The organism is Dactylosporangium cerinum (assembly GCF_042653625.1).
In the GTDB taxonomy this organism is placed as follows: Bacteria; Actinomycetota; Actinomycetes; order Mycobacteriales; family Micromonosporaceae; genus Dactylosporangium; species Dactylosporangium cerinum.
In genome coordinates, this window is record NZ_JBHSIU010000091.1 from 41,832 (window position 1) to 50,600 (window position 8,769).

The 8,769-nt window shown below is 72.1% G+C and carries 12 protein-coding genes and 1 pseudogene; 6 read left to right on the plus strand and 7 right to left on the minus strand.

Annotated elements, in window-relative coordinates; genetic code table 11:
• Positions 1–64 precede the first annotated feature (64 nt).
• Positions 65–532, plus strand: a complete 468-nt coding sequence (locus ACFPIJ_RS50850; RefSeq protein WP_380126706.1) for a winged helix-turn-helix transcriptional regulator — start codon at positions 65–67, stop codon at positions 530–532.
• 17 nt (positions 533–549) lie between these two features.
• Here the strand turns inward: ACFPIJ_RS50850 and ACFPIJ_RS50855 are convergent.
• The 6 genes and pseudogenes from ACFPIJ_RS50855 to ACFPIJ_RS50880 all read right to left on the minus strand — a co-directional run.
• Positions 550–819 (minus strand): annotated as a pseudogene (locus ACFPIJ_RS50855) (ArsR/SmtB family transcription factor); the annotation flags it as partial.
• On the minus strand, positions 816–1,472 hold the full coding sequence (locus tag ACFPIJ_RS50860) for a DUF998 domain-containing protein (RefSeq protein WP_380126707.1): 657 nt from the start codon (positions 1,470–1,472) through the stop codon (positions 816–818). The gene ACFPIJ_RS50860 and the pseudogene ACFPIJ_RS50855, both read right to left, overlap by 4 nt.
• Positions 1,473–1,490: 18 nt before the next feature.
• Positions 1,491–2,270, minus strand: a complete 780-nt coding sequence (locus ACFPIJ_RS50865) for an SDR family NAD(P)-dependent oxidoreductase (RefSeq protein WP_380126752.1) — start codon at positions 2,268–2,270, stop codon at positions 1,491–1,493.
• The gene (locus tag ACFPIJ_RS50870; RefSeq protein ID WP_380126708.1) at positions 2,270–2,842 is read right to left on the minus strand and encodes a TIGR03086 family metal-binding protein; all 573 of its coding nucleotides are present in this window, start codon (positions 2,840–2,842) and stop codon (positions 2,270–2,272) included. Before ACFPIJ_RS50870 ends, ACFPIJ_RS50865 begins: the two co-directional genes overlap by 1 nt.
• The gene (locus tag ACFPIJ_RS50875) at positions 2,829–3,311 is read right to left on the minus strand and encodes an SRPBCC domain-containing protein (protein WP_380126709.1); all 483 of its coding nucleotides are present in this window, start codon (positions 3,309–3,311) and stop codon (positions 2,829–2,831) included. The genes ACFPIJ_RS50870 and ACFPIJ_RS50875 overlap by 14 nt, the downstream gene beginning before the upstream one ends.
• Positions 3,308–3,664: an ArsR/SmtB family transcription factor gene (locus ACFPIJ_RS50880; RefSeq protein WP_380126710.1), complete on the minus strand. Its 357-nt coding sequence runs from the start codon at positions 3,662–3,664 to the stop codon at positions 3,308–3,310. Before ACFPIJ_RS50880 ends, ACFPIJ_RS50875 begins: the two co-directional genes overlap by 4 nt.
• Positions 3,665–3,758: 94 nt before the next feature.
• On the opposite strand from ACFPIJ_RS50880, the gene ACFPIJ_RS50885 reads away from it, so the two are divergent.
• Entirely contained in the window at positions 3,759–4,517 is a 759-nt protein-coding gene (locus ACFPIJ_RS50885; RefSeq protein WP_380126711.1) for an NADPH-dependent F420 reductase, read from the plus strand.
• A 37-nt stretch (positions 4,518–4,554) separates the two neighbouring features.
• On the opposite strand, the gene ACFPIJ_RS50890 is transcribed toward ACFPIJ_RS50885, so the two are convergent.
• Positions 4,555–4,983, minus strand: a complete 429-nt coding sequence (locus ACFPIJ_RS50890; RefSeq protein WP_380126712.1) for a YybH family protein — start codon at positions 4,981–4,983, stop codon at positions 4,555–4,557.
• 88 nt (positions 4,984–5,071) lie between these two features.
• Between ACFPIJ_RS50890 and ACFPIJ_RS50895 the strand changes: the two genes are divergently transcribed.
• The 4 genes from ACFPIJ_RS50895 (at position 5,072) to ACFPIJ_RS50910 (ending at position 8,744) form a co-directional block, all read left to right on the plus strand.
• On the plus strand, positions 5,072–5,443 hold the full coding sequence (locus tag ACFPIJ_RS50895) for a YciI family protein (protein ID WP_380126713.1): 372 nt from the start codon (positions 5,072–5,074) through the stop codon (positions 5,441–5,443).
• Complete coding sequence (locus tag ACFPIJ_RS50900) at positions 5,431–6,639, plus strand: RNA polymerase sigma factor (RefSeq protein WP_380126714.1); 1,209 nt, start codon at positions 5,431–5,433, stop codon at positions 6,637–6,639. The genes ACFPIJ_RS50895 and ACFPIJ_RS50900 overlap by 13 nt, the downstream gene beginning before the upstream one ends.
• Before the next feature lie 69 nt (positions 6,640–6,708).
• Positions 6,709–7,215: a PH domain-containing protein gene (locus ACFPIJ_RS50905; protein WP_380126716.1), complete on the plus strand. Its 507-nt coding sequence runs from the start codon at positions 6,709–6,711 to the stop codon at positions 7,213–7,215.
• Entirely contained in the window at positions 7,212–8,744 is a 1,533-nt protein-coding gene (locus ACFPIJ_RS50910; protein WP_380126717.1) for a PH domain-containing protein, read from the plus strand. The genes ACFPIJ_RS50905 and ACFPIJ_RS50910 overlap by 4 nt, the downstream gene beginning before the upstream one ends.
• The last annotated feature ends 25 nt before the right edge of the window (positions 8,745–8,769 follow it).

An 8,769-nucleotide genomic window follows, 5' to 3' on the forward strand; every position in this document is an offset into this window, starting at 1 on the left:
GTCCCCTAGTGATTGCGTTCTGCAATCACTATATTGGGGGCGAGGTGCCTGTCAAGGAGGAACGGTGGAACCACGGTCCGGGTGTCCGATCAACGCCGCTGTCGAGGTGCTCGGCGATCGCTGGTCGCTCCTGGTGCTCCGCGACGTCATCTTCGGCGACCGCCGCTACTTCCGGGCGCTGCTCACCGGGTCGGCCGAGGGCATCGCCTCGAACATCCTCGCCGACCGCCTCGTGCGGCTCGTCGAGGCGGGGATCCTCACCCGCGGCACCGCCGCCCGCGGCCAGCGCGCCCGCTACAGCCTCACCGAGGCCGGCATCCAGACGCTGCCGATCATCCACGCCCTCGGCAACTGGGGCCTCGACTGGCGCCCCGGCAGCGACGAGCTCCGCAGCCGGCAGCAGTTCATGCGCGACGAGGGCCCGGCGTTCCTCGAGGAGCTCATGGACGACCTGCGCGTGCGCCACCTCGGCGCCCCGCCGGAGCCGCACGACGGTCCAGGCCCGTTCGCGCGCCTCGACGCCACAACGTGAACGTCATGCCTTGCTCAGTGGCGGCGGTGCTGCTCGAGCCAGCCGATCGCCGCCTCCAGCGGGTGGGCCTCGAGCCGGCACGGCCGCCGTTGCGCTGAGCGGCCACGGGAGATGAGCCCGGCCCGCTCCAGCACCTTCAGGTGTTTCGAGATCGCGGGCTGGCTCATGGCGAACGGCGCGGCCAGCTCCGTCATCGTGGCCTCGCCCGCCGCCAGCCGGGTGAGCATCGCCCGCCGCGTCGGGTCGGCGAGGGCGGCGAACGTCGCGTCCAGTGGCTCGGCGCTCATGCCTGCGCGCGGAGGTGCACCGCCATTGCCGTGAGCCATGCGGAGGTGGCGACCGCCACGCCCAGCAGCGGTATGCCGCCGTTGCCGGTGGCCGACAGTGCCATCCCCGCGACGAGCAGGACGGGCGTGCCGAGTCCGGTGGCGACGCAGTACCGTGCCCAGGCCCGCAGGTTGCGTGCGCGGAACTGCCGGGCGTACCCGAAGCACGCCACGATCACCGCGAGGACCAGCCCGAAGAACGCCAGGGAGTGCAGGCCGGCGTGCCCGCTCATGGTGGCCGCGGCGCCGTCGGGGGTGCCGGGTGGGAAGCCGTCCGCCGGGTCGGGCCTGCAGCAGCCGGCGGCGATGAGCAGCACCCCGTACGCACCGATGAGCACCGGCGCCCACGTCCCGTGCCGCAGCCGCCACACCCCGACGGCGAAGGCGACGGCCAGCAGGCCGGTCACCACGAAGTTGGCGAACTGGATCCAGCCGGCGTCGCCGAGGAGCAGCAGGCTGATGGCGTGCCGGGTCAGTGAGAACCCGCTGCGGGTGAGCGCCTGGATCAGCGACGCGCCGATGAACAGCGGGCCGGCGACGACGCCGCACGCGATGAGGCGCCTGGCGACGGTGTCGCCGCCGGTGACCTGGGGACTGATCGAGGTGGTGTCCATACCGGGCTCCTCGCCGCTTCAGCTGGGGAACATCTGCGTGACGTTGGTGAATGTGCCGGTCATGCCGGCGGACCGGTCGGAGGCCAGGAACACGGCCACCTCCGCGACCTCGGCCAGGGACGGCGACCGTCGCGTGATCCGCAGCCCGTCGAGATGGCCGAGGATGCCCTGCAGGGCCGCGTCGTCCAGCTGCATGGTGCTGTTGACCGAGGCGACGCGCTCCCTGGTCAGCGTTTCGGGGATCCCGGCCGCCCAGATGCCCAGGACCCGCACCCCGGCGGGGCCGACCTCGACGGCCAGGTTGCGGATGTAGGTGTCGATCGCCGCGTCGGCGGGGCCGGTGCTGCCCAGCATGGGGCTTCCCTGGGCGGAGCCGCTGTTCAGCGCGAGGATCACGCCGGATCCTTGGCCGGTCATGTGGCGGGCGGCCGCGCGCGTGGTGATGAAGGTCGTCGTGACCCCGGTCGTGATGGCGCGGGTGAAGTCCGCCGTCGTCATGTCGACCAGCGGGATTCCTTGGACGTCGCCGCGGTTGGCGAGGTTGAGGGAGACGTGGATGCCGCCCCGGGCGGCCACGGTCGCGGCGTGTTCCTCCACTGCGGTCTCGTCGAGCGCATCGACCACCGCCACCTCGGCTGCGCCGCCGGCCTCGGCGATCTCCTTCGCCAGCCTGTCGAGGGTGTCCTGGGTGCGTCCGGTCAGGAAGACCGTGGCACCTTCCCTCGCGAAGGCCTTGGCGATGCCCGAGCCGACCGCTCCGCCGGCACCGTAGACGATGGCGTTCTTGTTCGCGAGCATCACGAGTCTCTCCCCCAGGCCGGATCGCGGCCGATGAACCCCAGCAACTTCGTCTGCGCATCCGCGTCGGGCCGGACCGGGACCCGGGGACCGTACTGTCCCGACGAGCGGATGACCTCCTCCATCGACTCCATCCCGGCGAACAGGTTGGCGCACTCCTGCGGATCCAGCCGGTCGTCCTGGCCGGTGGCGCGGGCGAGGTCCCAGGTGTGCATGAAGACGTCCGTCGCGTAGAACTGGTCGATCGCGCGGTCCAGCGGGAGTTCGCCGATGTACGGATGGCTGAAGACCCGGACGGGGCCCGGCTCGTCGAGCACCGCCTGCACGGCGTCGACATGGTGCTGCCACGCGGCGACCGGGTCGTCGTCCACCGACGGTCCGGGTGGCAGCTTGATGCCGGTGCCCTCGGCGAGGAAGTAGGGGAACCATTCGATGAGGTGCCGCACGACATCGCGGGCGGTCCAGCCGTCGACCGGCGACGGCGCGTCCCACTGCCGGGTGCCACGGACCCGTTGCGTGAACACCCGGCAGATCTGCCGGTGCCGCTCGGCGGGACGGTCAGACAGTGCCATCGGCCAGCATCCGGTCGAGTTTGGCGTGGCCGGCGTCGAGGCCGGTCCGCATGCCGCTGAGCAGTATGGCGTTGCGGCGCTCGAACGTGTCCACGAGGGACTGTGCGTGCAGGCGGGTGCGACCGGGGCCGAGGGCCTCGAACCGCAGCGTCTCCAGCGCCACGACGTCGGGGTTGCGCTCGAACGCGGACGTCTGCACGATGCGATCCGGGCCGACCTGGTGGAAGCAGCCGCGGAACGCGTACACCTCGCCGTCCCCTTCGGACACGTATCGCCAGCTGCCGCCGTTGCGCGCGTCCCAGTGCTCGATGCGGGCCCGCGTGCCGTCCGGCCCGATCCACTGCGCGAACAGCGTCGGGTCGGTGTGCGCGCGGAGCAGCTGCTCGGGCGTGGCGGCGAAGTCGCGGGTGATCCGGATGACCGGCACCGTCGGGTCGGCCTCGATCGTGGTCTCGGCAATGGTGTTCATGCCGTGCTTCCGTCCTGTTCGTCGGTGGTCGCTTCGTTCATCTGCGCCAGGACCGCGTCGAGGCGGCGGTAGCGCTCCTCGGCCTGGCGGCGGTAGCGCTCGATCCACTCGTCCATCAGGTCGAACACCTCCGTCTCCAGGCGCACCGGCCGCGGCTGCGGCGCCGAGGGCCGGCTCACCAGCCCCGCGTCCTCGAGCACGCGCAGGTGCTTGTACACGGCCTGCAGCGACATCTCGTAGGGCTCGGCGAGCTGGTTCACGGTCGCGTCGCCCCCGGCGAGCCGGGCCACCATGTCCCGCCGGGTCGGATCCGCGAGCGCGGCAAAGACCCGGGACAGCGTGTCCGCAACCATCGGCACCTCGTTTCAACTCATCGGTTGAAAGGAAACGTAGCCTGCCGACACCAGGCCGTCAACCACTAGGTTGAAAGTCCAGCTCATGGCATAGATGCCGGACTTTCGGTGTGGTGCCCGTCACGATGTGCCGCCGGCCGGGAATCGGTCCAGGATCACCGGGGTTCGCGCTGACATGACGACGATCGGACTCATCGGCAGCGGCAACATCGGCAGCACAGTGGCACGGCTCGCGGTCGCCGCCGGCCACGACGTGGTGCTGAGCAACTCGCGTGGCCCACAGACCCTCCAGGACCTGGTGTCCGAGCTGGGGCCGAAGGCACGCGCCGCGACCCCTGCCGAGGCCGCCGCGGCCGGCGACATCGTGGTGGTGACCGTGCCGCTGCGCGCGTACCAGGACGTCCCGGTGCAGCCCCTCGCGGGCAAGGTGGTCATCGACACCAACAACTACTACCCGGACCGCGACGGCGTCATCGACGCACTGGAGGACGGCTCCACCACCACCGGCGAGCTGCTGCAGCAGCACCTCCCGCAGGCCCACGTGGTGAAGGGGTTCAACAACATCTGGTTCGAGCACCTGCGCTCCCTCGCCCGCCCGGCCGGCAGCGCGGACCGGTCGGCGCTGCCGATCGCCGGTGATGACGCCGCCGCCAAGCAGGCGGTCACCGAGCTGCTCGACAGCCTCGGCTTCGACGCCGTTGACGCCGGCCCGCTCGCCGAGAACCGGCGCACGCAGCGGGACACCCCGGTCTACGTGCGCCCGTATGGCACCCACGGCGTGGTTGCGGGCACGCCGGCGGGCGCCCAGGTGATCCGCGAGCTGCTCGCCGCGGCGGACGCCACCGCCGCCTGACGTCGCACTGAGGCCCGGCGCCGCGCGGCGGCGGGCCTCAGCCGGTGGGGGTCAGCCCGGTCGAGGCGCGGAACGAGCCGTCCATCTCGAACGGCACCGACTCGTGCTCGTGCGTCACCAGCCAGCGCCCGTCGATGCGGCGCAGCCCCAGCGTCACCCGGAACCACAGGGTGAAGCCCTCGGTGGAGCCGCGCGGCACCGCGGTCAGGCAGTCGAGGCTGGTCGCGAACGCCACGTCGCCGTCCGTGGTGATCTCCAGCTGGGTGACCTCGCGGCGCGGCGGCGCCTCGAAGGTGGCGATCCAGGCGTCCAGCGTGCCCGGGTTCTGCCCGTCGGCGGGCTGGCGCAGCGGCGGGGCGAGGCTGAACTCGACGTAGCCGGGCGCGTAGTGCGACAGGATGGCCTTGGCGTCACCTTCCTGCAGCAGCGCGGCCTTGCCCTCGATGACTTCCCGGATCTCGTCCATGACGGGTCCTCCCTTTTCTCTTTGCCTGGGATGTCGAAGCCGGGCCGGCCGGTTTCGACATCCCGGCAAGAGAGAATGGAGAGCAGTCATGAAGTACCTGATCCTGATCCAGTCGAACCCGCAGTCCCTCGCCGTCTGGGAGACGCTGACCGACCAGCAACGCACCGACTTCGGTGTCGGTCACCTGCGACTGTCCGACGAGATGCGGGAGGCCGGCGTGCTCGTGGTCAGCGAAGGTCTCGGCGACCCGGCGCTGGCCACCCAGGTGTCGGTGCGCGACGGTAGGACGATCACCTCCGACGGCCCGTACGCCGAGGTCAAGGAACACCTGGCCGGCTTCTACCTGATCGACGTCGCGGATCTCGACGAGGCGGTCGCCTGGGCTGCGAAGGCGCCGGACGCCGCGTACACCCGGGTCGAGGTGCGCCCGATTCTCGACATGAGCACGTGGGAGGCGTGACCGGGCTGCCGGACCTGCTGCGCGAGTGCGCGCCGCGGGTCCTGGCCGCCGTCGTGCGCCGCTACGGCGACTTCGAGGCCTGCGAGGACGCGGTCCAGGAGGCGTTGATCACGGCCGCCCGGCAGTGGCCGGAGACCGGCGTTCCGGAGCACCCGCGGAACTGGCTGATCACCGTGGCGGGCCGTCGGCGGGTGGAGCTGCTGCGCAACGAGACGGCCCGCCGCCGCCGCGAGGAGGCGGTCCAGCACGAACCCGCGCCGGAGGTCCGCGGCGACGACGAGCTGGCGTTGCTGCTGCTGTGCTGCCACGCCGCGCTGAGCGTGCCGGCGCAGATCACGCTCACCCTGCGGGCGGTCGGCGGGCTCAGCACCGCGGAGATCGCCCGGGCGCTGCTGCTGCCGGAGGCCACCGTCGGCCAGCGGATCAGCCGGGCCAAACAGCGGATCCGTGACACCGGCACCCGGTTCGAGCTGCCCGCACCGGGCGAGCTCGGCGAGCGCCTCACCGCGGTCCGGCACGTGCTGTACCTCATCTTCAACGAGGGCTACACGGCCAGCTCCGGCGACGCGCTGAACCGGGTGGAGCTGACCCGGGAGGCGATCCGGCTGACCCGGCAGCTGCACCGGCGCCTGCCGGACGACGGCGAGGTGGCCGGGCTGCTCGCGTTGATGCTGCTCACCGACGCGCGCCGGCCCTCACGCACCGGGCCGGACGGCACCCTGGTCCCGCTCGCCGAGCAGGACCGCAGCCGCTGGGACGCGGCCGCGATCGCCGAAGGCGTCGCGATCATCACCCACACGCTGGCGCACGCCCCGATCGGCCCGTTCCAGCTGCAGGCCGCGATCGCGGCGGTGCACGACGAGGCAGCGCGCGCCGAGGACACCGACTGGCCGCAGATCCTCGCCCTGTACGGGATGCTGCACGTGCTCGCCCCGAGCCCCATGGTCACGCTGAACGGGATCGTGGCCGGTGCCATGGTCGACGGCCCGGAGGCCGGGCTCGCCGCGCTGGACCGGACCGCCGGGGACCCGGTGCTGGCCCGGCACCACCGGACCGCGGCGGTGCGGGCCCACCTGCTGGAGCTGGCCGGCGACAAGGCCGGGGCGCGGGAGCAGTACCGGCTGGCCGCCCGGCGCACGCTCAGCCGACCGGAGCAGCATTACCTGGAGTCTCAGGCCGCGCGGCTCCACCTATGACATTTGTACTGCCGATCCCACGACCAACGGGCCGATGATGAAGGGGGTCCGGATGCGAAGGTGAAAGGCATGACAATGACGGCAGATGTGGTGCGGCTACGGCCTCCCCTGCACCGGGCCAGCCCCCGTGCCCTGTGGTACTGGGCGGCGAGGGCCGCGGTGCTGTGGGTCGTGCTGCTCGCGCCGCAGGCGGCATGGTGGTTCATCGACAGCGACGGCTCGCGCCTGCCCCACCTCGTCGTCGGCGCGGCATGGCTGGTGCTGGCCGCCGCGCACCTGTCGGTGATGCCGCAGTGGCGGTACCGGGTGCACCGCTGGGAAGCCACCGACACCGCGGTGTACACCCAGACCGGCTGGCTCAGCCAGGAGCGGCGGATCGCGCCGATCTCCCGGGTGCAGACCGTGGACAGCGAACGCGGGCCGATCGAGCAGCTGTTCAAGCTGGCGAACGTGACCGTGACCACCGCGTCGGCGGCCGGCCCCCTCAAGATCGAAGGCCTGGCCGCGAAGGACGCCGACCAGCTGGTCGCCGACCTGACCACCCGGGTCGGCCAGAGCACCGGGGACGCGACGTGACCACCGCGATCGACTCCGCCGCTTCGCCGGTCACCGACACCGAACAGCGCTGGCGCCGGCTGAGCCCGCGGATGCTGGCGGTGCACCCGGTGATGGAGCTGCGGCGGCTGATCTTCCCGCTGATCGCGGTGCTCGTCGGGCTCCGCAACGGCGCCGGCGGCGAAGGCGGCTGGTGGGCGCTGGGCATCGGCGGCATCGGCATCGTGATCGGCTTCCTGCGCTACTTCACCACCTCGTTCCGGATCACCCCGGACTCCGTGCAGGTGCGCCGGGGCATGCTCCGCCGGCGGACACTGACCGTGCCGCGGGACAGGATCCGCACCGTGGACGTCACGTCGCACGTGCTGCACCGGATCTTCGGCCTGGCCCGGGTCACCGTCGGCACCGGCAAGACCGACAAGAAGAACGACGGCGTGAAGCTCGACGGGCTCAGCGCCGCCGCCGCCGAGAACCTGCACCGTGAACTGCTGCACCGCCCGATCTCAGGCGCCGTTTCGGCGCCGTCCCAGCCGGCCGAAGCCTCGTCCGAGACGCTGCTGGCGGCCATGCGCCCGGCCTGGATCAGGTACGGCCCGTTCACACTCTCCGGCCTGCTCACGATCGGTGTGCTGTTCGGCATCGGGTCCCGCCTGGTCAACGAGGGCCACGTCGACCTCACGAAGATCGGCGTCGTGCACGACTCGATCGAGTACCTGCGCGACCGGCCGCTGCCGGTGGCGATCCTCCTGGTGACGGCTGCGGTGGTCGTGTTCACCGCGATCGCGTCCACCGTCGGCTACGTGCTCGCGTTCTGGAACTTCCGGCTGAGCCGGCACAGCAGCGGCACCCTGCACGTGCGGCGTGGCCTGCTCACCACCCGCAACACCACCATCGAGGAACGCCGGCTGCGTGGCGTGGAGCTCAGCGAACCGCTGCTGCTGCGGGCCGTGCGCGGCGCCCGGGTCCTGGCCGTCGCCACCGGCCTGCGGGTCGGCCGGGGCGCCGAGCGCGGCGGTTCGATCCTGCTGCCACCCGCACCCCGGGCCGTCGCGGTGGATGTGGCCGGCACGGTCATCGGCGACGCGGACCCGCTGACCGTGCCGCTGACCCGGCACGGCCCCCGAGCCCGCCTGCGCAGGTTCACCCGCGCCGGCACCGGCAGCACGATCCTGATGCTGATCGCCCTGGCGTTCGTGCTCTTCGCCGGTGCCCCCTGGTGGGCGTTCTGGACGACGGCGGCGCTGCTGCCACTCGGCGCGCTCCTCGCCTGGGACCGGGCCGGGTCCCTCGGTCACGCCCTCACCGCCGGCTGGCTGGTCAGCCGGCACGGCAGCCTGGTCCGCCGCCGCTACATCCTGCGCACCGACGCGGTCATCGGCTGGAACCTGACCACGTCGGTGTTCCAGCGCCGGGCCGGCCTGACCACACTGGTGGCCACCACGGCCGGCGGCCGACAGGGGTACTCCATCCTCGACGTCCCCGACGCCGAGGCGATCCGGGTGGCCCGCACCGCCGTTCCCAACCTGCTGGAGCAGTTCCTCGCCGACTGATTTCCCATGCGAGGGGGACGCCGTG

Coding starts and splice junctions, on each gene's coding strand:
- ACFPIJ_RS50860 (WP_380126707.1), bottom strand. CDS start 1,472: ATGGACACCACCTCGATCAGTCCCCAGGTCACCGGCGGCGACACCGTC.
- ACFPIJ_RS50865 (WP_380126752.1), bottom strand. CDS start 2,270: ATGCTCGCGAACAAGAACGCCATCGTCTACGGTGCCGGCGGAGCGGTC.
- ACFPIJ_RS50870 (WP_380126708.1), bottom strand. CDS start 2,842: ATGGCACTGTCTGACCGTCCCGCCGAGCGGCACCGGCAGATCTGCCGG.
- ACFPIJ_RS50875 (WP_380126709.1), bottom strand. CDS start 3,311: ATGAACACCATTGCCGAGACCACGATCGAGGCCGACCCGACGGTGCCG.
- ACFPIJ_RS50880 (WP_380126710.1), bottom strand. CDS start 3,664: ATGGTTGCGGACACGCTGTCCCGGGTCTTTGCCGCGCTCGCGGATCCG.
- ACFPIJ_RS50885 (WP_380126711.1), top strand. CDS start 3,759: ATGCCGGACTTTCGGTGTGGTGCCCGTCACGATGTGCCGCCGGCCGGG.
- ACFPIJ_RS50890 (WP_380126712.1), bottom strand. CDS start 4,983: ATGGACGAGATCCGGGAAGTCATCGAGGGCAAGGCCGCGCTGCTGCAG.
- ACFPIJ_RS50895 (WP_380126713.1), top strand. CDS start 5,072: ATGAAGTACCTGATCCTGATCCAGTCGAACCCGCAGTCCCTCGCCGTC.
- ACFPIJ_RS50905 (WP_380126716.1), top strand. CDS start 6,709: ATGACAATGACGGCAGATGTGGTGCGGCTACGGCCTCCCCTGCACCGG.